The organism is Pseudomonas sp. NPDC077186 (assembly GCF_044543505.1).
Lineage (GTDB): Bacteria > Pseudomonadota > Gammaproteobacteria > Pseudomonadales > Pseudomonadaceae > Aquipseudomonas.
The window spans coordinates 388,840-415,286 of the sequence record NZ_JBITWE010000004.1; the positions used below are offsets into that span (position 1 = coordinate 388,840).

Annotated in this window: 29 protein-coding genes and 1 pseudogene; 14 read left to right on the plus strand and 16 right to left on the minus strand. The window is 65.6% G+C overall.

Features of this window, described 5'->3' with window-relative positions:
- The first annotated feature begins 2 nt into the window (after window positions 1-2).
- Both ACIGKL_RS17325 and htpX read left to right on the plus strand, forming a co-directional pair.
- Window positions 3-455, plus strand: coding sequence for a hypothetical protein (locus ACIGKL_RS17325; RefSeq protein WP_397487712.1), 453 nt, complete (start codon window positions 3-5; stop codon window positions 453-455).
- An 88-nt stretch (window positions 456-543) separates the two neighbouring features.
- Window positions 544-1,416 (plus strand): protease HtpX, encoded by an 873-nt coding sequence (gene htpX, locus ACIGKL_RS17330; protein WP_397487713.1) that lies wholly within the window; start codon window positions 544-546, stop codon window positions 1,414-1,416.
- 135 nt (window positions 1,417-1,551) lie between these two features.
- Here htpX and ACIGKL_RS17335 read toward each other — a convergent pair whose 3' ends face one another.
- Window positions 1,552-2,211 carry a thiopurine S-methyltransferase gene (locus ACIGKL_RS17335; protein ID WP_397487714.1) on the minus strand — a complete coding sequence of 220 codons (660 nt, stop codon included), beginning with the start codon at window positions 2,209-2,211 and terminating at the stop codon, window positions 1,552-1,554.
- Window positions 2,212-2,314: 103 nt separating this feature from the next.
- Here ACIGKL_RS17335 and ACIGKL_RS17340 point away from each other — a divergent pair, with 103 nt between their 5' ends.
- Window positions 2,315-3,082 (plus strand): DODA-type extradiol aromatic ring-opening family dioxygenase, encoded by a 768-nt coding sequence (locus ACIGKL_RS17340; protein ID WP_397487715.1) that lies wholly within the window; start codon window positions 2,315-2,317, stop codon window positions 3,080-3,082.
- A 149-nt stretch (window positions 3,083-3,231) separates the two neighbouring features.
- On the opposite strand, the gene ACIGKL_RS17345 is transcribed toward ACIGKL_RS17340, so the two are convergent.
- Complete coding sequence (locus ACIGKL_RS17345; protein WP_397487716.1) at window positions 3,232-4,947, minus strand: DEAD/DEAH box helicase; 1,716 nt, start codon at window positions 4,945-4,947, stop codon at window positions 3,232-3,234.
- Window positions 4,948-5,273: 326 nt separating this feature from the next.
- Between ACIGKL_RS17345 and ACIGKL_RS17350 the strand changes: the two genes are divergently transcribed.
- Window positions 5,274-6,065 carry a crotonase/enoyl-CoA hydratase family protein gene (locus tag ACIGKL_RS17350; RefSeq protein ID WP_397487718.1) on the plus strand — a complete coding sequence of 264 codons (792 nt, stop codon included), beginning with the start codon at window positions 5,274-5,276 and terminating at the stop codon, window positions 6,063-6,065.
- Between the two features lie 96 nt (window positions 6,066-6,161).
- Here the strand turns inward: ACIGKL_RS17350 and ACIGKL_RS17355 are convergent, their stop codons facing one another.
- Window positions 6,162-6,941, minus strand: a complete 780-nt coding sequence (locus ACIGKL_RS17355) for a spermidine synthase (protein ID WP_397487719.1) — start codon at window positions 6,939-6,941, stop codon at window positions 6,162-6,164.
- A 137-nt stretch (window positions 6,942-7,078) separates the two neighbouring features.
- Here ACIGKL_RS17355 and ACIGKL_RS17360 point away from each other — a divergent pair, with 137 nt between their 5' ends.
- The 6 genes from ACIGKL_RS17360 (at window position 7,079) to ACIGKL_RS17385 (ending at window position 14,124) form a co-directional block, all read left to right on the plus strand.
- On the plus strand, window positions 7,079-8,407 hold the full coding sequence (locus tag ACIGKL_RS17360; RefSeq protein WP_397487720.1) for a flavin-containing monooxygenase: 1,329 nt from the start codon (window positions 7,079-7,081) through the stop codon (window positions 8,405-8,407).
- 2 nt (window positions 8,408-8,409) lie between these two features.
- Complete coding sequence (locus tag ACIGKL_RS17365) at window positions 8,410-9,336, plus strand: bile acid:sodium symporter family protein (protein ID WP_397487721.1); 927 nt, start codon at window positions 8,410-8,412, stop codon at window positions 9,334-9,336.
- A complete protein-coding gene (locus tag ACIGKL_RS17370; protein WP_397487722.1) occupies window positions 9,336-10,118 on the plus strand; it encodes an SDR family NAD(P)-dependent oxidoreductase in 783 nt (260 codons plus the stop codon). Before ACIGKL_RS17365 ends, ACIGKL_RS17370 begins: the two co-directional genes overlap by 1 nt.
- Complete coding sequence (locus ACIGKL_RS17375; protein ID WP_397487723.1) at window positions 10,118-10,858, plus strand: sulfite exporter TauE/SafE family protein; 741 nt, start codon at window positions 10,118-10,120, stop codon at window positions 10,856-10,858. The genes ACIGKL_RS17370 and ACIGKL_RS17375 overlap by 1 nt, the downstream gene beginning before the upstream one ends.
- Window positions 10,855-12,642 carry an amidohydrolase family protein gene (locus tag ACIGKL_RS17380; RefSeq protein WP_397487724.1) on the plus strand — a complete coding sequence of 596 codons (1,788 nt, stop codon included), beginning with the start codon at window positions 10,855-10,857 and terminating at the stop codon, window positions 12,640-12,642. Before ACIGKL_RS17375 ends, ACIGKL_RS17380 begins: the two co-directional genes overlap by 4 nt.
- A gap of 135 nt (window positions 12,643-12,777) precedes the next feature.
- Window positions 12,778-14,124, plus strand: coding sequence for a class II 3-deoxy-7-phosphoheptulonate synthase (locus ACIGKL_RS17385; RefSeq protein ID WP_397487725.1), 1,347 nt, complete (start codon window positions 12,778-12,780; stop codon window positions 14,122-14,124).
- Between the two features lie 69 nt (window positions 14,125-14,193).
- On the opposite strand, the gene ACIGKL_RS17390 is transcribed toward ACIGKL_RS17385, so the two are convergent.
- The 3 genes from ACIGKL_RS17390 to ACIGKL_RS17400 form a co-directional block, all read right to left on the minus strand.
- Window positions 14,194-15,405 carry a winged helix-turn-helix domain-containing protein gene (locus ACIGKL_RS17390; RefSeq protein WP_397487726.1) on the minus strand — a complete coding sequence of 404 codons (1,212 nt, stop codon included), beginning with the start codon at window positions 15,403-15,405 and terminating at the stop codon, window positions 14,194-14,196.
- Window positions 15,406-15,437: 32 nt separating this feature from the next.
- Entirely contained in the window at window positions 15,438-15,920 is a 483-nt protein-coding gene (locus tag ACIGKL_RS17395; RefSeq protein WP_397487727.1) for a DUF3291 domain-containing protein, read from the minus strand.
- A gap of 80 nt (window positions 15,921-16,000) precedes the next feature.
- Window positions 16,001-16,234 (minus strand): DUF1127 domain-containing protein, encoded by a 234-nt coding sequence (locus tag ACIGKL_RS17400; protein WP_122107716.1) that lies wholly within the window; start codon window positions 16,232-16,234, stop codon window positions 16,001-16,003.
- Between the two features lie 97 nt (window positions 16,235-16,331).
- Between ACIGKL_RS17400 and ACIGKL_RS17405 the strand changes: the two genes are divergently transcribed.
- Complete coding sequence (locus ACIGKL_RS17405; protein WP_397487728.1) at window positions 16,332-17,186, plus strand: LysR substrate-binding domain-containing protein; 855 nt, start codon at window positions 16,332-16,334, stop codon at window positions 17,184-17,186.
- A gap of 17 nt (window positions 17,187-17,203) precedes the next feature.
- Here ACIGKL_RS17405 and ACIGKL_RS17410 read toward each other — a convergent pair whose 3' ends face one another.
- Entirely contained in the window at window positions 17,204-17,956 is a 753-nt protein-coding gene (locus tag ACIGKL_RS17410) for a sulfite exporter TauE/SafE family protein (RefSeq protein WP_397487729.1), read from the minus strand.
- 100 nt (window positions 17,957-18,056) lie between these two features.
- On the opposite strand from ACIGKL_RS17410, the gene ACIGKL_RS17415 reads away from it, so the two are divergent.
- Window positions 18,057-19,019, plus strand: a complete 963-nt coding sequence (locus ACIGKL_RS17415; RefSeq protein WP_397487730.1) for a LysR family transcriptional regulator — start codon at window positions 18,057-18,059, stop codon at window positions 19,017-19,019.
- A gap of 120 nt (window positions 19,020-19,139) precedes the next feature.
- Here the strand turns inward: ACIGKL_RS17415 and efp are convergent, their stop codons facing one another.
- The 9 genes and pseudogenes from efp to ACIGKL_RS17460 all read right to left on the minus strand — a co-directional run bounded on the left by efp (window position 19,140) and on the right by ACIGKL_RS17460 (window position 25,246).
- Window positions 19,140-19,715 (minus strand): elongation factor P, encoded by a 576-nt coding sequence (gene efp, locus ACIGKL_RS17420; protein ID WP_397487731.1) that lies wholly within the window; start codon window positions 19,713-19,715, stop codon window positions 19,140-19,142.
- 34 nt (window positions 19,716-19,749) lie between these two features.
- Window positions 19,750-20,892, minus strand: a complete 1,143-nt coding sequence (gene earP / locus ACIGKL_RS17425; RefSeq protein ID WP_397487732.1) for an elongation factor P maturation arginine rhamnosyltransferase EarP — start codon at window positions 20,890-20,892, stop codon at window positions 19,750-19,752.
- A 107-nt stretch (window positions 20,893-20,999) separates the two neighbouring features.
- Window positions 21,000-21,206: a hypothetical protein gene (locus tag ACIGKL_RS17430; RefSeq protein ID WP_397487733.1), complete on the minus strand. Its 207-nt coding sequence runs from the start codon at window positions 21,204-21,206 to the stop codon at window positions 21,000-21,002.
- 743 nt (window positions 21,207-21,949) lie between these two features.
- Window positions 21,950-22,351 carry a type II TA system antitoxin MqsA family protein gene (locus ACIGKL_RS17435; RefSeq protein ID WP_031306592.1) on the minus strand — a complete coding sequence of 134 codons (402 nt, stop codon included), beginning with the start codon at window positions 22,349-22,351 and terminating at the stop codon, window positions 21,950-21,952.
- A 2-nt stretch (window positions 22,352-22,353) separates the two neighbouring features.
- Entirely contained in the window at window positions 22,354-22,650 is a 297-nt protein-coding gene (locus tag ACIGKL_RS17440) for a type II toxin-antitoxin system MqsR family toxin (protein ID WP_397487734.1), read from the minus strand.
- A 216-nt stretch (window positions 22,651-22,866) separates the two neighbouring features.
- The gene (locus ACIGKL_RS17445) at window positions 22,867-23,343 is read right to left on the minus strand and encodes a hypothetical protein (protein ID WP_397487735.1); all 477 of its coding nucleotides are present in this window, start codon (window positions 23,341-23,343) and stop codon (window positions 22,867-22,869) included.
- Between the two features lie 2 nt (window positions 23,344-23,345).
- A complete protein-coding gene (locus ACIGKL_RS17450; RefSeq protein ID WP_397487736.1) occupies window positions 23,346-24,116 on the minus strand; it encodes a hypothetical protein in 771 nt (256 codons plus the stop codon).
- A gap of 25 nt (window positions 24,117-24,141) precedes the next feature.
- Complete coding sequence (locus tag ACIGKL_RS17455; protein WP_397487737.1) at window positions 24,142-24,969, minus strand: metal-binding protein; 828 nt, start codon at window positions 24,967-24,969, stop codon at window positions 24,142-24,144.
- Window positions 24,970-25,036: 67 nt separating this feature from the next.
- Window positions 25,037-25,246: pseudogene (locus ACIGKL_RS17460) on the minus strand (hypothetical protein).
- Between the two features lie 30 nt (window positions 25,247-25,276).
- On the opposite strand from ACIGKL_RS17460, the gene ACIGKL_RS17465 reads away from it, so the two are divergent.
- Complete coding sequence (locus ACIGKL_RS17465) at window positions 25,277-25,492, plus strand: DNA-binding protein (protein ID WP_397487738.1); 216 nt, start codon at window positions 25,277-25,279, stop codon at window positions 25,490-25,492.
- 281 nt (window positions 25,493-25,773) lie between these two features.
- The gene (locus ACIGKL_RS17470; RefSeq protein WP_397487739.1) at window positions 25,774-26,262 is read left to right on the plus strand and encodes an SLATT domain-containing protein; all 489 of its coding nucleotides are present in this window, start codon (window positions 25,774-25,776) and stop codon (window positions 26,260-26,262) included.
- The last annotated feature ends 185 nt before the right edge of the window (window positions 26,263-26,447 follow it).

A 26,447-nucleotide genomic window follows, 5' to 3' on the forward strand; every position in this document is an offset into this window, starting at 1 on the left:
GCATGGATCTGCAGATCGACGACTTCTACAAGGACGCCGCCGGCGGCCTGCTCATGCTCTATCAGGCGTTCCCGCGCAAGCTGGCGCTGTACGTGGAAGACCTGATCGGCCGCGAGGAGCCCGACGAATTCGGCCTGCCGAGCAAGCGCCACCAGGCCTGCCTGGGCGCGCTGCTGTGGCTGGCCGAGGAAGGCTATCTGCGCTTCGAGTCGACCATCGCCTACGACGCGCTGGATCAGGCGGTGCTGACCGAGAAGGGCTTTTTGCGCCTGTCGCGCGGCATTCCCCACGCCGCGGGCGAGGGCCAGGCGCTGCCGCCCAGCGTGCGCCGGGTGCATGCCACGCTGGCCTTCCAGCTGCGCGAGGCGCTGGCCCAGCAGCACGGCGAACGCACCGCGCGCCTGACCCGCCTGCTGTTCGAGAGCAAGCTGCAGGGCTCAGGCGACATAGTTTGAAATAGTCGCCGGTTGAAAGCCGCTGGGGCGCGCCCTTATATAGCCCGCATTACTCGTACGTCTTTCCCGTGAGGAGTCCGTTCACACCATGATGCGCATTATGTTGTTCCTGGCCACCAACCTGGCGGTGCTGATCATCGCCAGCATCACCCTCAAACTGCTGGGGGTCGATCGCTTCACCGGTCAGAACCATGGCAGCCTGCTGATCTTCTGCGCCGTGTTCGGTTTCGCCGGCTCGCTGGTGTCGCTGTTCATCTCCAAGTGGATGGCGAAGATGAGCACCGGCACCCAGATCATTACCCAGCCGCGCACTCGCCACGAACAGTGGCTGCTGCAGACCGTCGAGGAGCTGTCGCGCGAAGCCGGGATCAAGATGCCGGAAGTCGGTATCTTCCCCGCCTACGAGTCCAACGCCTTCGCCACCGGCTGGAACAAGAACGACGCCCTGGTGGCGGTCAGCCAGGGCCTGCTCGAGCGCTTCTCGCCCGATGAAGTGCGCGCGGTGCTGGCTCACGAGATCGGCCACGTGGCCAATGGCGACATGGTCACCCTGGCGCTGATCCAGGGCGTGGTGAACACCTTCGTGATGTTCTTCGCACGCATCTTCGGCAACTTCGTCGACAAGGCCATCCTCAAGAACGAGGACGGCCATGGCATCGGCTACTTCGTCGCGACCATCTTCGCCGAGCTGGTACTGGGCATCCTCGCCAGCATCATCGTCATGTGGTTCTCGCGCAAACGCGAGTACAAGGCCGACGAAGCCGGCGCCCGCCTGGCCGGCACCGGCGCGATGATCGCCGCGCTGCAGCGCCTGCGCGCCGAACAGGGCGTGCCGGTGAACATGCCGGACAGCCTGACCGCCTTCGGCATCAACGGCGGCCTGAAGAACGGCCTGGCCGGCCTGCTGATGAGCCACCCGCCGCTGGAAGATCGCATCGAGGCGCTGCGTCGCCTGGGTTGATCGCCAGCGACAAGGAAAAGGCGACCTACGGGTCGCCTTTTTTATGCGCGACGCAAAAACGCTCAAAAGGCATTTACTCGTAGGGTGTGCCGCGCGCACCAACCTCGCTGCTTACCTTGGTGCGCACGGCGCACCCTACCCGCGCTTGTCCAGGCGGTAGACCACCTCGTCGAGGGCCTTGAGCTCGTGGCGGATGAACTTCCAGTTGCCCGCCAGCACGTCCTCGCGCTGCAGCTCTTGCACCTGCCAGGCGGCGGCGAAGTGCCGCTGCACCTCGTCGTCGCCGACGGCGAAGGGCGGCCCGTCCATCTGGCTCTGCGCATAGTCCAGGGTGATCAGCAGGCCGCGGCAGCCACCCGGCAGGATCGCCTGCAGGTGCGCGGCGTAGCGCTCGCGCATCGCCGGCGGCAGGGCGATCAGGGCGGCGCGATCGAACAGCGCCTGGCAATCGGCGACATCCTCGGCGCGCAGGGCGAAGAAATCGCCGCACCACAGCTCCAGCGCGCCGGCGCGGTAGAGCCTGAACGCCTCGTGCCGGGTGATCTCCGGCTGCAGGCCCTGCTCGGCGAAGAAGTCCTGCACCGCCTTTTCCGCCAGTTCCACGCCCAGCACGCGATAGCCCTGGCCGGCCAGCCAGGCCAGATCCAGGCTCTTGCCGCACAGCGGCACCAGCACTCGCGCGCGCACGGGCAGCGCCAGCGCCGGCCAGTGCCGTTGCAGGTAGGGATTGACCTCATCCAGGTGAAAACCGATCTGATCGCGCGCCCAGCGCTCCTGCCAGAAAGCCTCGTGCACGTGAATCCTCCAGGTAAATCGATGATTAAGCTCAAGAATTTATGCTGGAATCCGATAGGTCCAGCCACCAAGATGGCAGCATCCTACTCCAGGAGTTAGCACCATGCTGCCTTCGCTGTTCATCTCCCACGGCTCTCCCATACTCGCCCTCGAACCGGGCGCCAGCGGCCCGGCGCTGGCCCGCCTGGCGGCCGAGTTGCCGCGCCCGCGCGCCGTGCTGGTGGTCTCGGCGCACTGGGAAAGCGATCGCCTGCAACTGACCAGTGCCGAGCGCCCGCAAACCTGGCACGACTTCGGCGGCTTTCCGCCCGCCCTCTATGCCGTGCAGTACCCGGCCCCGGGCGCGCCTGCGCTGGCGGCAGAGGTTGCCCAGCGCCTGAGCGATGCCGGCTTGCCCGCCGCGCTCGATGCGCAGCGCCCCTTCGATCACGGCGCCTGGGTGCCGCTGTCGTTGCTGTACCCGGCCACCGACATCCCCGTGCTGCAACTGTCGCTGCCCAGCCGGCTCGGCCCCGAGCTGCAGACCCGCGTCGGCCGCGCCCTGGCCGGTTTGCGCGCCGAAGGCGTGCTGCTGATCGGCTCCGGCAGCATCACCCACAACCTCGGCGAGCTCGACTGGCGCGCCGGCCCCGAGGTGGTCACCCCCTGGGCCAGGGAGTTTCGCGACTGGATGGTGGCCCAACTCGAAGCCGACGACGAAGACGCCCTGCACCGCTACCGCCAGTTGGCGCCGCACGCCGCGCGCAACCACCCCACGGACGAGCACCTGCTGCCGCTGTTCTTCGCCCGCGGCGCCGGCGGCGTCTTCAAGCTGGAGCATGCCGGCTTCACCTACGGGGCGCTGGGCATGGATATCTACCGCTTCGGCTGAACCGGCGCACAGGGCCTTGCCTGGATATCGGTGCGCCCAACCCGGGCTACGCGCCTGGCAAGCCCATCGGCTCCGGATTGCATCCGGGCTACGGGCCAGAAACGAAGAAGCCCCGCACTTGGCGGGGCTTTTCGTTTAATGCCGCGGGATCAATCCTCGCGGTAGCGGCGCAGCTTCAGGGCCTTGCCGGCGACGCGGGTGTCCTTGAGCTTGCCGAGCAGGCGATCGAGGCCATCTTCCGGCAGCTCGACCAGGCTGAAGGTCTCGCGGATCTGGATGCGGCCGATGGCTTCGCGAGCCAGGCCGCCCTCGTTGAGGATGGCGCCGAGCAGGTTCTTCGCGGCGATGCCGTCGCGCGTGCCCAGGGCGGTGCGGCAGCGCACGCGACCCTCGGTCAGCGGCAGCGGCGCACGACGTTCGCGGTATTCACCGCGCTCAGCGCTGCGCTCGCCATCGCGCTCACGACGCTCGCGCGGCGCGCCACCGGCGCCCGGCACCAGCGGCTGCTCGCGCTCGACGCTGGCCAGATCCAGGGCCTGGCCGTTGGTCGCCTTGCGCAACAGAGCGGCGGCCAGCGCGCGCGGGCTGCAGCCGATTTCGGCGGTCAGGCGGTCGAGCAGCTCGCCATGACTGGCTTCGGCATCGGCCACCAGCGGCGCCAGGCTACCGGTGAGCTTCTTGATCCGCGCATCCAGCACCTGTTGGGCGTTCGGCAGCTTGACCTCGCCGACCTTCTGCCCGGTGACGCGCTCGATCACCTGCAACATGCGGCGCTCGCGCGGGGTCACCAGCAGCAGCGCGCGGCCGGTACGACCGGCACGACCGGTGCGGCCGATACGGTGCACGTAGGATTCCGGGTCATAGGGCATGTCGACGTTCATCACGTGAGTGATGCGCGGCACGTCGAGGCCGCGGGCGGCCACGTCGGTGGCGATGACGATATCCAGGCGGCCGTCCTTGAGCGAGTCGATCACCCGCTCGCGCTGGTTCTGGGCGATGTCGCCGTTCAGCGCGGCGGCCTTGTAGCCCTTGGCTTCCAGCGCGGCGGCGAGGTCCAGGGTGGCCTGCTTGGTACGCACGAAACCGATCAGCGCATCGAACTCCTCGACTTCCAGCAGGCGCAGTACGGCGGCGTGCTTCTGGTCGGCGTGGACCATCAGGTGCGCCTGCTCGATGGCAGTCACGGTCTGGGTCTTGGAGGCGATCTTGATGTGCTGCGGGTTACGCAGGTGCTTCTCGGCGATGGCGCGGATCGAGTGCGGCAGGGTGGCGGAGAACAGCACGCTCTGGCGGCTTTCCGGCATGGCCTCGAAGATCACTTCGAGGTCGTCCATGAAGCCCAGCTTGAGCATCTCGTCAGCCTCGTCGAGCACCAGGTACTGGATGGTCGACAGCACTTTCTCGTCGCGACGCAGGTGGTCGACCAGACGGCCCGGGGTGGCCACGATGATCTGCGCGCCCTGGCGGATGGCTTTCAGCTGCGGGCCCATGGGCGCGCCGCCGTAGACGGCGACCACGTTCAGGCCGGGCATCTGCTTGGAGTAGGTTTCGAAGGCGGTGGCCACCTGCAGGGCCAGCTCGCGGGTCGGGGCGAGGATCAGCACCTGCGGCTCGCGCTTGGCCGGGTCGACCTTGGACAGCAACGGCAGGGCGAAGGCGGCGGTCTTGCCGGTGCCGGTCTGCGCCTGGCCGATCATGTCGTGGCCGGCGAGGATCACCGGAATCGCCTGCGCCTGGATCGGCGAGGGCTCCTCGTAACCGACGGCGGTCAGAGCGGCGAGAATATTGGGGTGAAGTCCGAGCGCGGCGAAGCCGCCGATTTCCTGGGTCATGGGTCTGCCTCTAGTGCATCCGCAAAGACCCATGTTCCAAAGCTGCGCATGCCGTGTAAGACCTTGTGGGTCACCCTGGCAGCCTGGTTCGGCGGGGATTTGCGAAGACGTGATGAAAAGTGAATCGTCAAGGATAGTCCGCTGCGGGACTGGCTGCCGAAGTCGAGCTTCGGGCGAATTGCGCTACCTGAACGTGGCCAGAGAATTGGCCGGCGCGCACTATACCGGAAAATCCTGACGCGGGTGGCGGTTTTTGCAGTTTTCCCGGCCGTGCGCTGCCAAACGGTCGCCGCCATGGACAAGCGCTTGGCGGCCGGCTATATCCCTGCGACCTCCTCCACGAGCCAAGGATCATCCTCATGACCTCCTCCGACCGCGGCCGCGTCAGCCGCGAAAAACGCGGCCACATCCTGCTGCTCGGCCTCGACCGGGTGGCCAAGCGCAATGCCTTCGACCTCGACATGCTCGACGACCTGTGCCTGGCCTACGGCGAGTTCGAGCGCGACGACGAGGCGCGCGTGGCGCTGGTGTTCGCCCATGGCGAGCACTTCAGCGCAGGGCTAGACCTGGCCAAGGTGGCCGCCCAGTTCGCCGCCGGCTGGCAGATTCCCGCGGGCGGTTGCGACCCCTGGGGCGTGTTCGGCGGGCCGCGGGTGAGCAAGCCGGTGCTGGTCGCGGTGCAGGGCTACTGCTACACCATCGGCATTGAGCTGATGCTGGCCGCGGACATCAACCTGTGCGCCAGCAACACCCGTTTCGCCCAGATGGAGGTGCAGCGCGGCATCTTCCCCTTCGGCGGCGCCACCCTGCGCCTGCACCGGCAGGCCGGCTGGGGCAACGCCATGCGCTGGCTGCTTACCGGCGACGAGTTCGATGCGCACGAGGCCTATCGCCTGGGGCTGGTGCAGGAGGTGCTGGCCAGCGAGGAACTGCTGCCTAAGGCATTGCGCCTGGCCGAACGAATCGCCGCGCAGGCGCCGCTGGGCGTGCGCGCCACCCTGGCCTCGGCACGCCAGGCGGTGCGCGAGGGCGAAGCCGCGGCAGCCGCCGCGCTGCACGGCACGGTCAAGCAGCTGATGGCCAGCGAGGACGCCGCCGAGGGCGTGCGCGCCATGCTCGAACGGCGCCCAGGGAATTTTCAGGGGCGCTAAGCGAAACGGCCTGCTCGCTCTCGTAGGGTGGATCGCGCGTCACCGATCCACCGCTTCTGCCGGCTGTAAGCAGCGACATCCGCCCTGCCCTGCGCCTCAGGTGGCCGGGCGCAACGCCTCGATCAAGGGCTGCAGCGAGTAGCCCAGGCGCGGCGCCAGCTCGCCGGCGCGCGCCTGCAGGCGGCCGCGATCCAGTTGCTGGTCGAGGCCTTCCGGGATCAGCAGCACCACGTTGCCCTCCTTCACCGGGCATTCCCAGTAGTGGCGGTGGTAGAGCCCGCGCAGCAGCGCGGCGCCGAGCGGCTTGCCGTCGTTGCCGGCCCACTGGTTGATGATCAGCCAGCCGCCGGGGTTGAGCTTTTCCCGGCAACGCTCGAGAAAGCGCCAGGCCAGGTGGCCGGCGCCCGGCCCCTGGTCGGTGTACAGATCGAGGAAGATCAGGTCGGCGGTCTCGGCGCTGCCCAGCAGCTCGGTGGCGTCGCCGATGCGGATGGTCAGCCGCGGGTCGTCGTCCAGGCCGAGAAACTCCATGGCCAGGCGCGGCACGTCCGGGCGCAGCTCGATGGCCTCGACATCCTCCAAGGGTAGAAACTTGAGGCAGGCCTGGGTCAGGTTGCCGGCGCCCAGACCGAGAAACAGCGCGGTCTCCGGCGCATCGTGGCACAACGCACCGAGCAGCATGGCGCGGGTGTAGTCGTACTCCAGCCAGCTCGGGTCGCCGGCGAACACGCAGCTCTGCTCGATGGCCTCACCGAACTCAAGGAAACGGTAGGCGCCGATCTGCACCACGCGGATCACCCCGAAGGCATCGCGCACCTCGGCCAGCAGCACCTCGTCCTGCATCTGCAACTCGTCGCTCGGCGGCAATCCCGGCATGGCTCTCCCTCCAGCAGTGACATCCCGCACCAGAAGCGACGGGGCAAAGGCGCCGATTGTCATTGAAGCGGCCGCCCCCGGTCACGCGATAATTCCAGCACTTGCGCTGCTCACTCATAACAATAACGAGGTTCGCCATGTACGCCATCATCGGCGCCGGTCCCATGGGCCTGTGCACGGCCCGGCAATTGAAGAAGCACGGCATCGACTTCGTCGGTTTCGAGCTGCACAGCGATGTCGGCGGCCTGTGGGACATCGACAACCCGCACAGCACCATGTACCACTCGGCCCACCTGATTTCCTCCAAGGGCACCACCGAGTTCCGCGAATTCCCCATGCGCGCCGAGGTGGCGCCCTACCCGCACCACAGCGAGATGCGCCGCTATTTCCGCGACTACGCGCGGCAGTTCGGCCTGTACCCGCACTACCAGTTCGACACCCGAGTGGTGCAGCTGCAGCGCCTGGACCAAGGCTGGCAGCTGATCAGCGAGCGCCATGGCGAGCGCCGCGAATGGCGCTTCGACGGCGTGCTGATCGCCAATGGCACCCTGCATACGCCGAACCTGGCGGCGCTGCCGGGCGAGTTCAGCGGCGAGCTGCTGCATTCTTGCGCCTACAAGAGCGCCGAGCTCTTCACCGGCAAGCGCGTGCTGGTGGTCGGCTGCGGCAATTCGGCCTGCGACATCGCGGTGGATGCCGTGCACCGCGCCGCCTCGGTGGACCTGTCGGTGCGCCGCGGCTACTACTTCCTACCCAAGTTCATTCTCGGCAAGCCCACCGACACCTTCGGCGGCGCGATCAAGCTGCCGCGCCGGCTCAAGCAGCTGGTCGACGGCCTGCTGGTGCGCGCCCTGGTCGGCAAGCCGTCGCAGTACGGCCTGCCGGATCCGGACTACCGCCTGTACGAGTCGCACCCAGTGATGAACTCGCTGGTGCTGCACCACCTCGGCCACGGCGATATCCGCGCCCGCGGCGATATCGTCGCGGTGGACGGCCACAGCGTGCGCTTCGCCAACGGCGAACAGGGCGAGTACGACCTGATCCTGATGGCCACCGGCTACAAGCTCGACTATCCCTTTATCGAACGCGGCGAGCTGAACTGGCCGCAGGGCGCCGGCGCGCCGCAGCTGTACCTCAACGTCTTCCACCCCGAGCGCGACGACCTGTTCATGCTCGGCATGGTCGAGGCCTCCGGTCTCGGCTGGCAGGGCCGCGACGAGCAGGCCGAGCTGGTGGCCCTGTACATCCGTCAGCTGCAGGCCGGCAGTCCGGCGGCCGAAGCCTTGCGCCGGCTCAAGCGCGAACGCGCCGGGCAGCGCCTGGACGGCGGCTACCGGTACCTGGACCTGGAACGCATGGCCTACTACGTGCACAAGGACAGCTATCGTCAGCGCATCGCCACCTACAGCGCGGCGCTGCGCCGCGAGCTGGCCGCCGGCGCCGTGCCGGCCGCCCAGGGAGCCTGAACGTGGAAGCCGTCACTATCGCCTTCGACCCCAGCAGCCTGGTGCTGATCAACCTGATCGTCGCCCTGATGATGTTCGGCGTGTCGCTCGACCTGCGCGCCGAGGACTTCCGCCGCATCGCCCGCGCGCCCAAGGCGCCGCTGATCGGCCTGCTGGCGCAGTTCGTGCTGCTGCCGGCGCTGACCTGCCTGGCCTGCTGGGCGCTGCGCATCCAGCCGGAACTGGCCCTGGGCATGGCGCTGATCGCCGCCTGCCCCGGCGGCAGCTTCTCCAACATCATGACCTGGATGGCGCGCGGCAGCGTCGCCGTGTCGGTGAGCATGACCGCGGTGTCCAGCCTCGCCGCCAGCCTGCTGACGCCGCTGAACTTCGCCCTGTACGCCTGGCTCAACCCGTACACCCGGCCGCTACTGACGCAGATCGCCCTCGACCCGCTCGGCCTGCTCCTGCTGGTGCTGCTGGTGCTGGGTCTGCCGTTGGTGGCCGGCATGTGGGTCGGCCGGCGCTTTCCGCAGCTGACCCTCAAGGTGGAAAAACCGCTGCGCCTGTTCGCCCTGCTGGTGATGCTCGGTTTCGTCGCCCTGGCCTTCAGCCGTAACCTGGAGCAGTTCGCCACGCACTTCCACCTGTTCTTCTGGCTGGTGGTGGCGCACAACGCCCTGGCCCTGAGCATCGGCTACCTCAGCGCGCGGCTGAGCGGCCTGGCGGCCGCCGAACGCCGCGCCATCACCCTGGAGGTGGGCATCCAGAACTCGGCGCTGGGCCTGGTGATCATCTTCACCTTCTTCCCCCAGGCCGGCGGCATGCTGCTGATCGCCGCCTTCTGGGGCTGCTGGCACCTGGTCTCGGGCCTGGCCCTGGCCTGGTTCTGGTCGCGCCGCCCGCCGCCGCCACTCGCAGCCCCGCTGATCGCTCTCGGAGAAAAATGATGCGAGTCGTCCTGATCACCGGCGCCGCCAGCGGCCTCGGCTGGCAACTGGCGCGCGCCTGCCACGCCCGCGGCGACGCCCTGCTGCTAACCGATATCGACGCGAGCGGCCTGGCCGCGCGCGTCGGCGAGCTGGGCCCAGCGCGCGTGCTCGGCGTCGCCGGCGACATCACCGATCCGGCGCTGCACCAGCAGTTGCTGGCGACTTGCCGCGCGCACTTCGGTCGCCTCGACGTGCTGCTCAACAACGCCGGCATCACCCACCGCTCGCCCACCGTGTGCACCGCCCCGGCGGTGCTGCGCAAGGTCATGGCGGTGGACTACCACGCGCCGCTGGAGCTGACCCTCGCCGCCCTGCCGCTGCTGCGCGAGAGCCGCGGCCAGGTGGTCGCCATCGGCTCCATGGCCGGCTGGATGCCGGTACTCGGCCGCGCCGGCTACTGCGCGGCGAAAAGCGCCCTGAGCCAGGCCTTCGAGGTGCTGCGTGCGGAGATCGGCCGCGACGGTATTGGCCTGCTGATGGTCTACCCGAGCTTTCTCGACACCCCCATCGAGCGCAACGCCCTGGGCGGCGACGGCCAGCCGGCCGGCCATGCGCGCTCGACCATCGGCCGCATTCGCGGCGCCGACTGGATGGCCGGGGAAATCCTCGAGGCCCTGGAGCAGCGCCGCGAGCGGCTGTTTCCGGATCGCGGCAGCTGGCTGGCCAGCCTGCTCTGGCGCGTCGCCCCGGCCCTCTACTACCGGCAGATGAGCCGGCGCTTCGCCGGAGAGCTGGGTTGATGGCCTTCGCCCCCTACGCCCTCGGCGCCTTTATCTTGCTGGCCTACACCCTGGAGGCGGTCACCGGTTTCGGCAGCATAGTGATCGCCCTGTCGCTGGGTGCATTGCTGCTGCCCATCGACCAGCTGCTGCCGGTGCTGGTGTCGCTGAATATCGGCATGACCGGTTACCTGGTGTGGCGCCACCGCGCGCAGATCGACCGTCCGCTGCTGCTCGGCAGCATACTGCCGGGCATGCTCGCCGGCACCCTGCTCGGCTACTGGCTGCTGCCCTATCTCGACGCGGCGCTGCTCAAGCGCGGCTTCGGCCTGCTGATCCTGTGGTTCGCCGGCCGCGAGCTGTGGCGCCTGCGCCACGCCCAGGCGCTGCCGGTACGGCCGCAATGGCTGACCCGCCTGATCACCCTGGCCGCCGGCCTCAGCCACGGCCTGTTCGCCTCCGGCGGGCCGCTGCTGGTCTACGGCCTGGCCGGTACCACGCTGGACAAGGCACGCTTTCGCGCCACCCTGGTGACGGTCTGGTTCAGCCTCAACAGCCTGCTGACCGCCGCCTTCCTGCTCGACGGCCGCCTGCAACCGGCCTTGCCCCAGGTGCTGGCCTACGCCCCGCTGCTGCTGCTCGGCCTATGGCTGGACGAGCGCCTGCACCGGCGCTTCGACGAGCGCCATTTCCGCCTCGCCATCTACTGCCTGCTGTTGGTCACCGGCGTTCTGCTGCTGGCCCCCTGGAGCCTCGCATGAGTTTCGACATCGTCATCAACAACGGCCTGTACTTCGACGGCAGCGGCGCACCCGGCGCGCTGCGCCATATCGGCATCAAGCACGGCCGTATCGACACCCTCAGCCTCAGCCCGCTGGATGAGCGCGGCGCCGAGGTGATCGACGCCGCCGGCAAGTGGATCACCCCGGGCTTTCTGGAAATCCACTCGCATTACGACGCCGAAGTGATCGCCGCGCCGGCGCTCAAGGAGTCGGTGCGCCACGGCGTGACCAGCGTGACCATCGGCTCCTGCTCGATCAGCATGGTGCTGGCCGACGCCGAGGACTGCTCGGACCTGTTCACCCGCGTCGAGGCGGTGCCGCGCGAGTACGTGCTGCCGATCCTCAAGGAGAAGAAGCGCTGGCGCGACGCCGCCGGCTACCGCGCCTTCTACGACCAGCTGGCACTGGGCCCCAATGTCAGCTCCTTCCTCGGCCACTCCGAGCTGCGCGTGGCGGTGATGGGCCTGCAGCGCGCCACCAGCAAGGTGGCGCCGAGCGAGGCCGAGCTGCAGCGCATGGAGCAGTTGCTGGAAGAAGCGCTGGACGCCGGCTGCATCGGCCTGTCGGTGATGACCACGCGCCTGGACAAGATGGACGGCGAACGCGCCTGGTCCAGCCCGCTGCCCTCGACCTTCGCCAGCTGGAAGGAGTTCTCCCGCCTGTTCGCCATCCTCCGCCGCCGTGGCGCGGTGCTGCAGGGCGCGCCCAACGCGGTGACCAAGGTCAATGTGTTCGCCTTCCTCTGGCAGGCCCACGGCTGGTTCAGACAGCCGCTCAAGTGCACCATGCTCACGGCGCTGGACCTCAAGTCGCAGCCGCTGCTGCACCGCTTCACCCGCCTCTCCGGCTGGCTGGCCAACCGCGTGCTGCGCGGCCACTTCCGCTGGCAGACTCTGCCAGCACCCTTCACCCTGCGCCTGGAAGGGCTCAACGTGAACGCCTTCGAGGAATTCGGCGCTGGCGAGATACTGCGCAATATCAAGGACCCGGACGAGCTGTACGCCAAGGTCAAGGAGCCGGAATTCCGCGCCCTGTTCAAGCAGCAGGTCAAGGCGGTGCTGACCAAGGGCCTGTGGCACCGCGACTTCTCCGACTGCTGGGTGACCGAGTGCCCGGATGCCTCGATGGTCGGCAAGAACTTCAAGCAGCTGGGCGAGATCCGTGGCCTGGATGCGGTGGACGCCTACTTCGAGCTGGCCTGCCAGTATCGCGAGGCGCTGAAGTGGAGCACCTGCTACGGCAACGATCGCGAGCCGATCATGCGCAAGCTGCTGGCCAGTCCCTGGACCCACCCCGGCTTCGCCGACTCCGGCGCGCACCTGCGCTCCATCGCCCAGTACAACTTCCCGCTGCGCTTTCTCAAGTACGTGCGCGATGCGCAGCTGGCCGGCACGCCCTTTATGGAACTGGGCCAGGCGGTGCGCCGCTGCAGCGGCGAGCTGGCCGACTTCATCGGCGTGGACGCCGGCTATATCCGCGTCGGCGACCGCGCCGACCTGGTGATCGTCAACCCCGAGGGGCTCACCGCGGAGCTGGACGCCATCGCCGAGGCGCCGATGGAAGTGCTCGGCCTGACGCGGGTGGTCAAGCGCAACGATGCGGCGGTGGAGGCGACCCTGATCAACGGCCGCATCGCCTACCGCCGCGGCCTGGAATACCCCGAGGAGCTGGGCAAGACGCAGGATTACGGGCGCTTCCTGCCCGGCCGCGAGGTGCTGCCGCGCCGCCAGCCGGCGGCAGGCCTGCAACCGACCACCGCGTAGGGTGCGCCGCGCGCACCACACCAGCCCCTCGGAGGCGACTCGGTGCGCACGGCCTAGGCGGCCCCACACACCCTACGGCCAGCGGGCTTATCGGTTACCATGCAGGTCTGTCCGATTAGCCGATAGAGACGCCGCATGTCGCACGCCTGGAGCCCCGCAAGCTGGAGGGCCAAACCCATCCAGCAGCAACCCGAATACCCCGATGCCGCCCACCTCGCCCAGGTCGAGCAGACCCTGGCCGGCTACCCGCCGCTGGTGTTCGCCGGTGAGGCGCGCGAGCTGCGCCGGCAGTTCGCCGAGGTCACCCAGGGCCGCGCCTTCCTCCTGCAGGGCGGCGACTGCGCCGAGAGCTTCGCCGAGTTTTCCGCGGCGAAGATTCGCGACACCTTCAAGGTGCTGCTGCAGATGGCCATCGTCATGACCTTCGCCGCCGGCTGCCCGGTGGTGAAAGTCGGGCGCATGGCCGGCCAGTTCGCCAAGCCGCGCTCGTCCGGCAGCGAGACCATCGACGGCGTCACCCTGCCGGCCTACCGCGGCGATATCGTCAACGCCATCGAGTTCGACGCCGCCAGCCGCGTGCCGGATCCGGAGCGCCTGCTGCAGGCCTACCACCAGGCCACCGCCAGCCTCAACCTGCTGCGCGCCTTCGCCCAGGGCGGCTTCGCCGACCTGCACCAGGTGCACCAGTGGAACCTGGACTTTATCGCCAACTCGGCCCTCTCCGAGAAGTACCACCAGTTGGCCAACCGCATCGACGAGACCCTGGCCTTCATGCGCGCGGTCGGCATGGACAGCGCGCCGCAACTGCGCGAAGCCAGCTTCTTCACCGCCCACGAGGCGCTGCTGCTGAACTACGAGCAGGCCTTCGTGCGTCAGGACAGCCTCACCGGGCGCTGGTACGACTGTTCGGCGCACATGCTGTGGATCGGCGACCGCACCCGCCAGCTGGATGGTGCCCATGTCGAGTTCATGCGCGGCATCGAGAACCCCATCGGGATCAAGGTCGGCCCGAGCATGGACCCGGACGAGTTGATCCGCCTGATCGACGTGCTCAACCCGGACAACGACCCAGGCCGCCTCAACCTGATCGTGCGCATGGGCGCCGACAAGGTCGAGCAGCACTTCCCCCGCCTGCTGCGCAAGGTGCAGGGCGAAGGCCGCCAGGTGCTGTGGAGCTCCGACCCGATGCACGGCAACACCATCAAGGCCTCGAGCGGCTACAAGACCCGCGACTTCGCGCAGATCCTCGCCGAGGTCAAACAGTTCTTCGCCGTGCACCAGGCCGAAGGCAGCCACGCCGGCGGCATCCATATCGAGATGACCGGGCAGAACGTCACCGAATGCATCGGCGGCGCCCGCCCGGTCACCGAGGACAGCCTGTCGGATCGCTACCACACCCACTGCGACCCTCGGATGAATGCCGACCAGTCGCTGGAGCTGGCCTTTATGATCGCCGAGACGCTGAAGCAGGTGCGCCGCTAGGGAAACGTCTGCCGTAGCCCGGATGCAATCCGGGGAGAGCCTGCCAGATATCCCCGGATTGCATCCGGGCTAGGTTTCCATCAACGCCCCGCGCAAGCGCTGCGCCGCCTGCGAGCGGCAGTGCAGCGCCACCCCGTCCAGCCCCAGCCACTGCGCCAGCGCGCGCAGCGCGCCGGCCAGCGCCGGCAGCGCGTCCTCGCTCGGCCACGCCGCCTCCAGATGCACGGCATGCACCGCCAGGCGACCCTGCGCCCGTTCGCTGCGCAGGTCGACACGGGCCAGCAGGCGCTCCTGGTGCAGGAACGGCAGCACGTAGTAGCCGTGCACGCGCTTGTGCGCCGGGGTGTAGATTTCCAGGCGGTAGCGAAAGCCGAACAGCCGCTCGGTGCGCTCGCGGGCCCAGATCAGCGAGTCGAAGGGCGACAGCAGCGCGCTGGCCTCGATCCGCCGCGCAATGCGCGGCTGGCCGAGGCAGTAGCCCGGCGCCTTCCAGCCCTCGACGCGCAGCGGCCGCAGCGCGCCGGCCTCGACCAACTCGGCCAGGCGCGCCTTGCAGTCGGCGGCGTCGAGCCGGTAGTAATCGCGCAGATCCTGCTCGGTGGCGACGCCCAGCGCCGCGGCCGAGCGCAGCAGCAGGCGGCGCTGCGCCTCGGCCTCGTCCGGCTCCGCCTGCGCGAGGATGGCGGCGGGAATCACCCGCTCGGGCAGGTCGTACAGGCGCTCGAAGCCGCGGCGTCCGGCCACCGTCACTTCGCCTGCGGCGAACAGCCATTCCAGCGCATGCTTCTCGTCGCTCCAGTCCCACCAGGGGCCGGCGCGCTGCTGGCGGCTCGACAGGCTGCCGGCGCCCAGCGCGCCCTGCTCGCGCACCGCCTGCAGTACCCGCGCGATCAGCTCGCCGCGCTGCGCGCCGAATTCCGCCAATTGCCGGTAGATGCCGCGTCCCTGCGCCGCGCGGCGCATGCGCCAGCGCAGCAGGGGATGGATCTCCAGCGGCAACAGCGAGGCCTCGTGGCCCCAGTACTCGAACAGCGCGCGCTGGCGCGGCTTGCCCCAGGCCAACTGGTCGAGTAGCTCGGGCGCGTAGTGGCCGAGACGGGAAAAGGCCGGCAGGTAGTGCGAGCGCACCAACGCGTTGACCGAATCGAGCTGCAGCACACCGAGGCGCTGCAGCTGGCTCAGCAACTGGCGTCGGCCGACGGCGCCGCGCGGGGCACGACCGAAGCCCTGGGCGGCCAGGACCAGGCGCCGGGCTTCGGCGAGGGAGAGAGAATCGGGCATGCGGCCGTCCCTGGTGTGGCGATGCGCCCAGACTAGTCGCGCGCCAGCTCCAGTGGCAACGACGGCTGCGCGTCGGGCGCCAGGAAGCGTTGGCGAAAGCTGAAGGCCGCTGGCGTCGGCCCCTCGCGACGCAGGCGTTGCAGACGCTCGGCCGCCTCCTCCAGGCTCGGCCGCTGCCCGGCCGCCACCCACCAGAGCACCAGATGCGCCTGCGCCACCGGCTCGAACCATTCGCGGCGGCGCTTGAGCATCTCGCGGTGGGCGGTTTTGTAGACGTAGTCGCTCAGGCTCTCGACGTCGCGCCAGAGCGACAGATTGACCAACACCTCCTCGCCGAACGGGCGCAACGCGGTGGCGTCGCCGCCCTCGTCCATCAGGCGCCAGACAAAGCCGGGCGAGGCCTCGGCCAAAGCGTTGATGCGTTCCAGGTTGGCGACGAAATCGGCCAGCGGCGGTGAATCCAGCGGCGCCGCCAGGTTGGCGATATTCAGCTGGGCCAGGTGGTAACCGGGCATGGGCACTCCTTGTCTATCCATTGCATTTTTCGGGTATCGGGCTGCGCTGCCGAGCGGGAGAGCCCGGCAGCACCACGGCCTCAGCGCTTGAGCGGATCGTCCCAGAACGGCCGCTCGCTCTCCTGCAGCGCATCGGCGCGGCTCAGGCCGATGTCCTTGAGCGCGGCATCGTCGAGCATGCCCAGACGACGGCGCTGCTCGGCCAGCTGCCACCAGCGGCGCAACTGACGCGCCATCGACAGCAAGCGGGCGCCCAGGCGCGGAGCGGCGAAGTGCAGCGGCTGAGCGACGGCATAACCTTTTTGACCTTTCATCTCTTTGCCCTCCCTGTGGGGTTGGCGCCAGTCTCGCGCCGGGCTTAAGATCAATCCAACGAATGTTTCTTATGCACTGCATCTGGGAGATTGATGGATGGCCCTGTACCCCAGCATCGACAGCGAACTGCTGCGTACCTTCGTCGCCATCGTCGACCAGGGCGGCTTCACCCGCGCCGCCGAGGCGGTCAACCGCACCCAATCGGCGGTGAGCATGCAGATGAAGCGCCTCGAGGAAGACGTGATGCAACGCCCGCTGTTCCAGCGCGACGGCCGCCAGGTCAGCCTGACCGCCGAGGGCCAGCTGCTGCTGGGTTACGCCCGACGCATCCTCAAGCTGCACGGCGAGCTGCTGACCACCCTGCGCGAGCCGCACATGGTCGGCACCGTGCGCATCGGCACGCCGGACGACTACGTGATGCGCTTCATGCCCGGCATCCTCTCTCGCTTCGCCCAGGCCTACCCCATGGTGCAGGTCGAGCTGCACTGCGAACCCTCGTTCCAGCTGCTGCAGCGCCAGGACCTGGACCTGACCATAGTCACCCGCGAGCCGGGCAAGGAAATCGGCCAGCTGCTGCGCCAGGAGCGCATCGTCTGGGCCGAGGCCCAGGGCTTCAGCCCGCACGAGCAGGAGCCGCTGCCGCTGGCGATGTTCAACTCGCAATGCTTCTGCCGCTCCTGGGCGTGCAATGCGCTGGACGCCATGGAGCGCGAATACCGCATCGCCTACACCAGCCCCAGCCTGTCGGCGATCATGGCGGTGGTCAGCGCCGGCCTGGCGATCACCGCCCAGCTGCAGAGCCTGATCACCGCGGACATGCGCATCATCGGCGAGGCCGAGGGGCTGCCGGCCATGCCCTCGGCGAGCATCGTGCTGCTGCGCAACGAGGCCAGCCAGTCGCCGGTCACCGAGTGCCTGGCCGAGCATATAGTCGAGGGCTTTCGTCTGTAGCCGAGCGCCCGAGGCCGCTACTCCAGGGCCAGCAGCGCCGCACAGACCAGCAGAAAGCCACAGAACAGGCTGCGCAGCAGGCGTTCCGGCAACGCATGGGCCATGCGCACGCCCCAACTGATGCTGAGCAGCCCGCCAAGGGCCAGGGGCACGCCCATCCACCAGTTGACGTGCTGGTGCAGCGCGTAGGTCAGCAGGGTCACCCCGGTGCTTGGCAAGGCCAGCGACAGCGACAGCCCCTGGGCCACCACCTGGCTGGTGCCGAACAGGCTGGTCAGCACCGGCGTGGCCACCACCGCGCCGCCGACGCCGAACAGCCCGCCCATGGCGCCGGACACTCCGCCCAGCGCGCCGAACCAGCCCCAGGGATGACGCAGCTCGGCGCTGGCCGGCGCCTGGCGCATCGACATGCGCAGCAGGTTGTAGGCGGCCAGGGCCAGCAGGAAGCCGACGAAGGCCCAGCGCATGGTGCGCGCCTCCAGCCCCACCGCGTAGAGCGAAGCCAGCCAGGCGCAGAGCAGGCTGGAACCGCCGAGCAGCAGCGCGTGGCGCGGATCGATGCGGTTGCGCTGGTGGTAGCGCCACAGCGCCAGCATCACGTTGGGCACCACCATCACCAGGGCCGTGCCCTGGGCCAGTTGCTGATCCAGGCCGAACAGCACGCCGAGCACCGGAATGGCGATCAAGCCGCCGCCGATGCCGAACAGCCCGCCCAGGGTGCCCAGGCTCAGGCCCAGCAGCAGATTCAGCGATAGATCGAGCAAATTCATGGCACCTCCAGGCAATGGGCGCATGCTAATCAGGGGCGGCTGGCGCGGAAACGCACAGACTTGCACAATGGCTGCGCTTATCACGCACAGCAGAGCCACCATGAACCCCGATGCCCTGACCGACCAGCTGCAACTCTTTCTCGACGTACTGGAGGCCGGCAGCTTCTCCGCCGCCGCGCGCCGCCACCCGCTGACGCCCTCGGCGGTGGCGCGGCGCATCGACGCCCTGGAGCGCGGGCTCGGCAGCAGCCTGTTCAGCCGCAGCACCCACGCGGTGCGCGTCACCCCGGCCGGCCTGGCCTTCGCCGAGCGCGCCCGGCGCATCCTCGCCGAGCTGCACCTGGCGCGCGCCGAAGCGGTGTCGCTGAGCAGCGCGCCGGAGGGGCTGATCCGCATCGACGCGCCCTCGCCCTTCGGTCGCCGCCACCTGGCCCCGGCCATCGCCGAGTTTCTCGGCGCCAACCCCGGGCTGGACGTGCAGCTGCGCCTGATCGACAGCTTCACCGACCTGCACGGCGAACACCTCGGTGAAGTGGACATAGTCGTGCGCATCGGCCCGCTGCCGGACAGCCGCCTGGTCGCCACGCCGCTGGCCTCGATGACCCGCATCCTCTGCGCCAGCCCGGACTACCTGCGCCGCCGCGGTATTCCGCGCAGCCCGCTGGAGCTGGAGCAGCACGACGGCCTCGACTGGGACAGTCTGGCGCCGCCCTACGCCTGGCGCTTCGAGGCCGACGGCAAGCTGCAGCTGTGCAAGCCCAAGCGCCTGCGCCTGACCACCAACAACGCCGAGACCCTGCTGTTCAGCGCCCTCGCCGGCCTGGGCATCGCCCACCTGCCGACCTGGCTGAGCAGCGAGCACCTGCAGCGCGGCGAACTGCTGCCGCTGTTCTGCGAGGCCGGCCTGCCGCCAGCAGAGCCGGTGAGCATCTACGCCCTGCGCCTGGAGCGCGAAACCAGCCCGCGCACACGCCTGCTGCTGAGCTTTCTCAAGCAGCGCTTCGGCTTCCCGCCGCCCTGGGACCAGGCCCTGCAGGCCGGCCTGGCGACGCCGCCGCAATAGCACGGGACAACGTGGGAGGGGCTTTAGCCGCGACAAAGCCAGAGCCTTGCCGCCGGCAGAGCCCAAATCCCAGGCACAAAAAACCCGGCGCCAAGGCCGGGTTTTGTCTGACGCGCAGGCTTAGGCTTGCGGCGCCTGGGTGCGGCCCTTGTAGGAACCGTCACGGGTGTCGATCTCGATCCAGTCGTCGATGCCGACGAACTCGGCGACCTTGATCTCGGTGCCGTTGCGCAGCTTGGCCGGCTTCATCACCTTGCCGGAGGTGTCGCCACGGGCGGCGTTCTCGGTGTACACCACCTGACGCACGATGGTGGTCGGCAGGTCGACGGAGATCACCTTGCCTTCGAAGAACACGGCTTCGCAGACGTCGGTCATGCCTTCTTCGATGAACGGCAGGACGCTTTCCAGGTCTTCGGCGCGCAGCTCGTAGGAGTTGTACTCCGGGTCCATGAACACGTAGTCCTCACCGCTGATGTAGGACAGGTTCACTTCCTTGCGCTCGAGGATCACCGGCTCCATCTTGTCGTCGGCCTTGTACACGGTCTCGGTCTTGGAGCCGTTGAGCAGGTTCTTCAGCTTCATCTTGACGATGGCGCTGTTACGGCCGGACTTGGTGAACTCGGCCTTCTGGATCAGCCACGGCTGGCCGTCGATCAGGGCCACGCTGTTGGGCTTCATTTCTTGTGCGGTTTTCATACGAATATCCGAAATATGCGGGAGGTACAGAAATCTAGGCCGCGTATGATAGCCAATTTCGGTAAAACTGTTCCAGCGCCGTGGCAAGGTCCGGCCGAGCGGCCTGCTCGACGCACCAACGCTCGGCGTGCGCGGCCAGCTCCGGCCAGACCGGCAACAGCCTGTCCCAGGCCTCGCCCGCGCCCTTGCCGGCGTTCCAGGCGCGGCACAATCCGCCCAGGGCTGCGGCCGCCGCGGGCGACAGTTCGGCGCCATGCAGCGCCAGAAAAGCTTCCAGCTTGTCCCAGTGGGCGCCCTCCTCCTGCTGGTAGATGTGCCAGAGCAGCGGTCGCCCGGCCCACTGCGCGCGGATGAAGGAATCCTCGCCGCGCACCGCATTGAGGTCGCAGCACCAGAGCAAGCGGTCGTAGTCGTCCTGCGCCATAAACGGCAGCACCTGGATCTGCAGGCTGCCGCGCTGCCGGCAGTCGCCGGGAACCAGCCCGTCCTCGCCGAGCCAGGCCTGCAGGTCGCCGAGGATCTTGCCCTGCGGCACCAGCAGCTGACTGGCCTGACGCTCGTTCGCCAGCGCCTGCAGCCAGTCCGCCAGCCCCGGGTTCTCGTAGGCGAACAGCGAGATCAGCCGCGCGCCGGCCTGGCGCGTCACGCCGAGGCGCTGGAGAAAGGCCTGCTGCACCGCCGCGTCGGCCTGGAACGCACGCCGCCGCGCCAGCAGATCGCCCTCGCGCAGCAGACCACCGGTGCCGGCGGCGAAGCCGGGAAAGAAGAAGAATTTCTGCAAGCCGCCCGGCTGCGGCGACGGCAAGCCATGGCAGCCGGCCACCCAGTCCTCGGCGCTGAGGTATTCCAGGTTTAGCCACAGCCGCCGCGCCCCGCTGGCGGCCATCGCCTCTATATAGGCAGGCGGCAGTTGGCAGGCGAAGGCCTCGATCACCACCTCGGCCGGCTCCACCGCGGGCCAGGGCGCACTCCAGTGACACAGCTCGACGCCGGCCAGCTGCTGGCGGGCGGCCGTGGTGCTGGCCCCGGGGCACAGGCGCGCGAAGGCGGCCAGCTCGTCCACCCACAGGCGCACCGCATGGCCGTGCTCGGCGACCAGCTGACGCGCCAGGCGCCAGGTCACCCCGATATCGCCGTAGTTATCCACCACGCTGCAGAAAATGTCCCACTTCGCCACGCATGCGCCCCTCGGAAAAAGGCCGCCAGTGTACCTCGCGCACAAGAAAAAGCCCGCCAGAGGCGGGCCAAGGGGAGCGCGGGAGCGCGCGCAGGAAAACCATGGGATCAGGCCAACAGCGCGGCGCCCTCGTCGCGCGCGGCGGTGCTCAGCAGCCACACCGCCTGGCAGGCCAGCGCGGCCTCGCGCGAGGCGAAGGGGCCGGCCTTGGGCTGGCCGTCGACCATCAGCAGCCAGCACGCCATATGGCCGTCGGACCTGAGTTCGGCGGGTACGGCGCTGCCGATCAGGGACACCACATCGATACGGGACATAACGACCTCCAACTGAATCTGCGTTGAGTCCACCTTAGGCGCCTGGCCGTCTGCGCGGAAATCAGTGGTTTCGATAGTCACCATGGCTATTGCCAATGGATCGCAGCCGGCCACTCAGATGTCCGCCAGATAGAGAGCCAGCACGACGGGCGCATCCGCGGCCAGGCCATAGGGGGCGCTGGACATCAGCATGGCCAGAGTCAACGAGCTGAGTTTGAAGCACGGCTGTCTGGACGCATCTCTCCGCAAAAACGAAAGGACCGCCCAGCAGATGCAACGAACGCCGGGAACCTCGACAGCGCTCCGCTGCCGCCAGCCGGAATCACAGTTAATGATATTTATGGTTATTTGCCAGTTAAGCGTATTTACGAACCATACAAATTGCCCCGTGCCACGCGCACTGCTCTGGTACGGGGATAGACGGCGGAGTACTGGAAATAGAGAGACTGCGGCGCCCTGGATTCGACCGGCCTCGGGAGCGCTCGCGATGCGCAGGCCAGCACGCCCGGAGCCGCTAGCGAGCGGCGCCTGCCGAGCGCAGGCGCCGTGCAGATCGGCCAGGCGAAAATGAAAAAGCCCAGCGCAAGGCTGGGCTTTTTGAAAGCGGCGGTGAAGAAGCGGTTCGAACCCGTTTCGGTAGCGTGTCAATCAGTGCCAAACCCGCTCAACACGGGGCTTTCAGCTACCCTAGCCCGCTCGATTCGTCGCTATTCGGCCCTATGATTTCGACACTTTTTCGACACTCAGCCTGCACGCAACTCGTTGATCAATTCCGGGTGCCGACCCAGGATCTTGAACAACTGCACCAGCGGTTGTGGTGCTTCTGTGCTGCCTCGCTCGTATCGAGAAAACGCATTCGGACCACCGCCGAACAGCTCGGCCGCTTCGCGCTGGCTCAACCGCAATTGCTTACGCACACTACGAATCAGCTCCTGATTTCCATCTTGGGCGTTTACCTGCTGGCGAAACTCGTTCATGGCACGCATAACGCGTTCACTCTCAGCCGGCCCAGTCAGGGACTCGCCGCAGGCATCGCACCAGTCAGCCGTTACTGCAGTAATTTGGGTGGTCTGCCCCTTGTAGGTGAAGGGCATATCGCGGGTGTCGTGAACCAGTTCCGCCCCGCCGCATACTGGACATTTCATGGTCACTTCTCCTTAAAGGAAACGATCAGCAGATCGGCCACCAGCGTGAACTTCAGGTAAACCTGCCCGAAATCGGTCTCGGGTCGGTAAACGTCCTGCCAGGTAGTATGATCCGCATAGGTTGTCATGCTCTTGAAAAAGTCGCGGCTGCTCAGGGCACCGATAACGGCCAGCATGTCGGCCACCTCCATACCCAGCTCAGTGCCCCCTTCAAGGGCTACGCGGGTGAAGCGATAACGCTGCTCAGCTACGGCCTGCTTCACCAGCTCAAGCTTGAAATGGGGTTTGCGCTTTTCCATGCCGCACAAAATAACCTTTTAGGTTAATTTCTTCAAGGTAGCATCCATGCCACACGACAGCCGTACACGATTGCGCAACGAACTGCTTGCCGGTGCGGCCTCCAAGCCATCAAAACCTGCTGACCGCCATTACTTCCACCATCTTCGCCAGCGCGTGCTACAGGCTAAACGCCGTCCTAATCCACCGAGTTGAATAGTAAGAGCCCATATTCTGCCCTAGTCATCACTAAACACCGTGACGCCACTTACTTTTCTAGGGTTTCTTAAAAACATAACCGAACTATACATTTCGGCAAGAACACTAAAAACTATAACGATCAAAACAAAAACAAGCAGCCTTCCTCCACTCGCACCAAACCAATAGCACAGAGCAACTATTGCGTACATGTGCATAGCATTATTGATTCCATGCCTTAAATACCAGCTCTTAGGCCCTCCATATAGCTCAACACCATCCACAACCTTTTTCTTCATTACCAAAAAAAAAGCAAAACTAATCATATAAGGAACAATGAAAGTTGGCGCAGAAACAGCAACAGCCAACACTAATAGCTTTAAGAAATCCAAAGCAACAAACAGCTCAGGCGATATCAAATACCAAAGCAAAAAGCCAGGACAGACAAAAGAGAAAATTAAAACCCCCAGGTTCGTAGCAACGTCCGGCGTTATTTTATAAATAGCATCTATGCTCATATTCACCCCATCGGATTAAAACTGCTCGCCGCAGAGCAATAGCGCGTCTTCATACGATCACTGCTTGTCTTGCGGTCACTGTCATAACGGGCACGCCAGGTTCTGCACTGTTCGTGAAAGTGCTGTTTGGCGGCCTTGCGGCATTCGCGGTAGTCGATTGATCCACGCCGGTGATTGGTGCAGACGCTGGTGCCGTCGATGTAGTTGTTCACGGATAGCCATTCCGCCAGGTAATTCGTGCCGCCGTTCCAGCTTTTGATCCACTTGGAAGTTCGCTCGCGGCTTATCTGCTTAGCTTGGCGCTGCTGCGTCTGCTGGGGTGCTTGGGCTATACGATGGGTAGCGGGCGGTGTGTAGGTGCTGGCCGGCTGCTTGGGCGTGTAGTTCTTGTCACTGAACACGTTCTGAGAACTGGCAATTGCCCTCGCCTTTTCTTCCTCCGTCCACTCTATCGAGGCGTATGGCTGAGGCTGGCTGACCGGTTCGTATGCAACCCGTTGTGCGGGTGGATCGATGGGAATGGATGGCAGCCTTATGGGCTCTTCCTGCTCGCTGTAGGGCTGTGGCGCCGGTTGCTGGCTGAACAGCGGTTTGCCATCTACGTGGATCGCCTGCTTGAGTTGGTCAACATTTATCACTATTGGCTTGGCAAACAGCGCGATCACGCCCCAGGTAATCGCGGAGCCCACGCCCAGGATGGCAACCATTCGCCATGGGCCGGGCTTTTTCTTGCTGCGTATATAGTCTGGTGCGTCGTCCCAGTCGGATCTCATATTGCCTCCTTGCCTCTCCCGCTAGTTATTTCTTTCTCGCGGGAATGCTCACTGTAATTTGAGAGTCAGAAAGCGCTAGTATCTGATTGCCCTCTAGCCCAGCAAAAGGAAAGCTTGAGTTCTTGATATTTGCATGAGAGAGATCAAGCGCTAGAGTTTTATGTGAAAACTCTATTTTTTTAGCTTGCACTGGAAAAGTGCCCTGCCCTTTTTTGGCAATGAGAAATGCTATTGGAAAGAAGTACAAGCAACTCATTACACTGCTATACCCGTCATTCATGAAAGCAAACTGCTTTCCGCTCACATGCCTTACATAGGGATAAAACCAGCAGTAAAAATCATGCGTGTCCTGAACAGCCAAATCCCCCACCAGCACAAATTTTTCTAGTGGAGAAAAATATTCTGTCGCCTGCGGCTCATATGCGCACTCTCTTGCTGTTGTTGCTGAAAGCACATGACCCACCATAGCCCTACAGTAGCCAACAGGATCGTATTCAATAAATATATGTGTATGTGTCGAAAACACATTAGACAGATGCGCTGATATTTTCTCAGTTGCAAGCTTGCACACTCTTGCAATCTCCGAATCATATCTACCTAGCAACCCATTACAGGACTTACAAATTGTCTTGAATTTGCTTCCGTTATTTGAAATAACTCCTTTTATCTGTACCTCTTCAACGTTAAGCACCTCAGTAATCAGCAACTGTTCTGTTTTACTGATGGTTATGCTCCCTTGCGGGGGTACATGATCAAAACTCAGCGCCCCGTACTGCTTACATATCAAGCAATATCCCGCCTCTATCCGGGACTCCTGCAACCGTTTTGAGATGTTCTTACTGTAGTTCCCCATACGCGAATCCGTTCAGCCTAATATCATTTTCGGGCATACCATCGCCTAGCCACTTCCGTTGCAATCGCTATCCCGCGTTTTGATTTGGCAAGTTTGAATTAGCCTGATCGTATTCGGGGCTTGTTTGCCCTGCTTCTGGAGCGACTTGGCCGCTGGCGATCCATAGCGCATAGCTAGGGAACAGCTTTACCAACACCTCAACCTCCTCGGTGCTGATGCGAGCCTTCCGGTAACGCAGGTTCTTTCACCTTTTCCAAGTGATATCGGATTGCCTCACAAGCTTGACCCGAATAGTGACGGAACGAGCATGGAACTGGAAGAGCTGGAACCTTCGAAGCTGGTAGGCCCGCAACAGGACGTGGAAACCGTCGAGTCCTGGGCCGACCGTAACGGCCTGACCTACGGCACCGCGCGTGCCTGGGCAATGAAAGGCGTTCTCCCCACCGTAAAGCTAGGCAAACGCCGCATGGTTAACAGCGCCCTGCTCCGTTCCTGGCTGCTGGATCAGGAGTGGACGGCATGAATCCTCCTTTCTATACGCAAGCCGCCTTCGCCGCCCTGACGGGTGTTTCCGTCTATACGGTCGCGTGCAGGATAGTATCGGCGCCATCTAGAACGTGAATGGCTACGCGGGATTCGCAGAACAAGCCCCGCTATTGCGGGGCTTGTTGCGTAGGCGTGTGAGCGCCCACTGGACGCCTGGCTTAGACAACGCGCGGCGGCGTGTCTAGCTTGATTGTGTCTGATGGCATTTTGTAGTCGTGGTCGCCTTCGAACACTGGTCGGTTTCTTATGGAGACTGAGATGAAAGAGGAAGAGCTAATCCAAAAATGGCGCTGCCGCGTAAGGTGCCTGAAACATGCACATTTCGATTCTGCTAACCAATTTGGCCGTTGGAACGGGTGGGTGGGCGGCTCGTTAATTTTCTTCTCGGCGGCAGCGACCATGGTGGCCACCATCCACATTCGCTTACACCTGCCGGATATTTACTACGCAGTATTGGCCGTGTTGGGCATGGTTATAACCGTTCTTGCCAGCCTGCAGCTGTACTTTCGCTTTTCTGAACGAGCCGAGCGGCACCGAGCGACAGCGGCCAACTACGCGAGGCTCGAGTTGGAGATTGAAGTAATGTCGATATCGGATGCTGCCGCAGAGGGCAAACGCAGCACCCAAGTCAGGATGCTGCAGGATGAGTGGAGCCGATTGACGAACGGCGCCCCCATCATCCCGAAGCGCATCTATCGGCGGCATTGCGGCCATCTGGAGAACGGCTGCAGCGGCAATGCAGGCTGAGCTTACCGCTCTTATCGTCCGCTCCGCATATGGCTTGCTCCCATAGGATGGGGAGAACTCGGGAGGGCGTTACGCGTTCTTCTCGGACAGTGCCGCACCTGGCTGCGCCGACTCCCGACGCATCGCTGCCTATGCAGGTGCTCGTTAAGTGCTCCGGCTCTGCTCACGTTACGCGTAAACCCGGC

Excerpts from the sequence above, each read along its gene's own strand:
- ACIGKL_RS17350 (WP_397487718.1), top strand. The coding sequence starts at position 5,274 with ATGACCTCCTCCGACCGCGGCCGCGTCAGCCGCGAAAAACGCGGCCAC.
- efp (WP_397487731.1), bottom strand. The coding sequence starts at position 19,715 with ATGAAAACCGCACAAGAAATGAAGCCCAACAGCGTGGCCCTGATCGAC.
- ACIGKL_RS17345 (WP_397487716.1), bottom strand. The coding sequence starts at position 4,947 with ATGGGTCTTTGCGGATGCACTAGAGGCAGACCCATGACCCAGGAAATC.
- ACIGKL_RS17415 (WP_397487730.1), top strand. The coding sequence starts at position 18,057 with ATGAACCCCGATGCCCTGACCGACCAGCTGCAACTCTTTCTCGACGTA.
- ACIGKL_RS17465 (WP_397487738.1), top strand. The coding sequence starts at position 25,277 with ATGGAACTGGAAGAGCTGGAACCTTCGAAGCTGGTAGGCCCGCAACAG.
- ACIGKL_RS17380 (WP_397487724.1), top strand. The coding sequence starts at position 10,855 with ATGAGTTTCGACATCGTCATCAACAACGGCCTGTACTTCGACGGCAGC.
- ACIGKL_RS17400 (WP_122107716.1), bottom strand. The coding sequence starts at position 16,234 with ATGAAAGGTCAAAAAGGTTATGCCGTCGCTCAGCCGCTGCACTTCGCC.
- ACIGKL_RS17445 (WP_397487735.1), bottom strand. The coding sequence starts at position 23,343 with ATGAGCATAGATGCTATTTATAAAATAACGCCGGACGTTGCTACGAAC.
- ACIGKL_RS17375 (WP_397487723.1), top strand. The coding sequence starts at position 10,118 with ATGGCCTTCGCCCCCTACGCCCTCGGCGCCTTTATCTTGCTGGCCTAC.
- ACIGKL_RS17435 (WP_031306592.1), bottom strand. The coding sequence starts at position 22,351 with ATGAAATGTCCAGTATGCGGCGGGGCGGAACTGGTTCACGACACCCGC.
- ACIGKL_RS17390 (WP_397487726.1), bottom strand. The coding sequence starts at position 15,405 with ATGCCCGATTCTCTCTCCCTCGCCGAAGCCCGGCGCCTGGTCCTGGCC.
- ACIGKL_RS17360 (WP_397487720.1), top strand. The coding sequence starts at position 7,079 with ATGTACGCCATCATCGGCGCCGGTCCCATGGGCCTGTGCACGGCCCGG.
- ACIGKL_RS17370 (WP_397487722.1), top strand. The coding sequence starts at position 9,336 with ATGCGAGTCGTCCTGATCACCGGCGCCGCCAGCGGCCTCGGCTGGCAA.
- ACIGKL_RS17355 (WP_397487719.1), bottom strand. The coding sequence starts at position 6,941 with ATGCCGGGATTGCCGCCGAGCGACGAGTTGCAGATGCAGGACGAGGTG.
- ACIGKL_RS17455 (WP_397487737.1), bottom strand. The coding sequence starts at position 24,969 with ATGGGGAACTACAGTAAGAACATCTCAAAACGGTTGCAGGAGTCCCGG.
- ACIGKL_RS17440 (WP_397487734.1), bottom strand. The coding sequence starts at position 22,650 with ATGGAAAAGCGCAAACCCCATTTCAAGCTTGAGCTGGTGAAGCAGGCC.
- htpX (WP_397487713.1), top strand. The coding sequence starts at position 544 with ATGATGCGCATTATGTTGTTCCTGGCCACCAACCTGGCGGTGCTGATC.
- ACIGKL_RS17405 (WP_397487728.1), top strand. The coding sequence starts at position 16,332 with ATGGCCCTGTACCCCAGCATCGACAGCGAACTGCTGCGTACCTTCGTC.
- ACIGKL_RS17470 (WP_397487739.1), top strand. The coding sequence starts at position 25,774 with ATGAAAGAGGAAGAGCTAATCCAAAAATGGCGCTGCCGCGTAAGGTGC.
- ACIGKL_RS17410 (WP_397487729.1), bottom strand. The coding sequence starts at position 17,956 with ATGAATTTGCTCGATCTATCGCTGAATCTGCTGCTGGGCCTGAGCCTG.
- ACIGKL_RS17430 (WP_397487733.1), bottom strand. The coding sequence starts at position 21,206 with ATGTCCCGTATCGATGTGGTGTCCCTGATCGGCAGCGCCGTACCCGCC.
- ACIGKL_RS17340 (WP_397487715.1), top strand. The coding sequence starts at position 2,315 with ATGCTGCCTTCGCTGTTCATCTCCCACGGCTCTCCCATACTCGCCCTC.
- ACIGKL_RS17325 (WP_397487712.1), top strand. The coding sequence starts at position 3 with ATGGATCTGCAGATCGACGACTTCTACAAGGACGCCGCCGGCGGCCTG.
- ACIGKL_RS17450 (WP_397487736.1), bottom strand. The coding sequence starts at position 24,116 with ATGAGATCCGACTGGGACGACGCACCAGACTATATACGCAGCAAGAAA.
- ACIGKL_RS17395 (WP_397487727.1), bottom strand. The coding sequence starts at position 15,920 with ATGCCCGGTTACCACCTGGCCCAGCTGAATATCGCCAACCTGGCGGCG.
- ACIGKL_RS17385 (WP_397487725.1), top strand. The coding sequence starts at position 12,778 with ATGTCGCACGCCTGGAGCCCCGCAAGCTGGAGGGCCAAACCCATCCAG.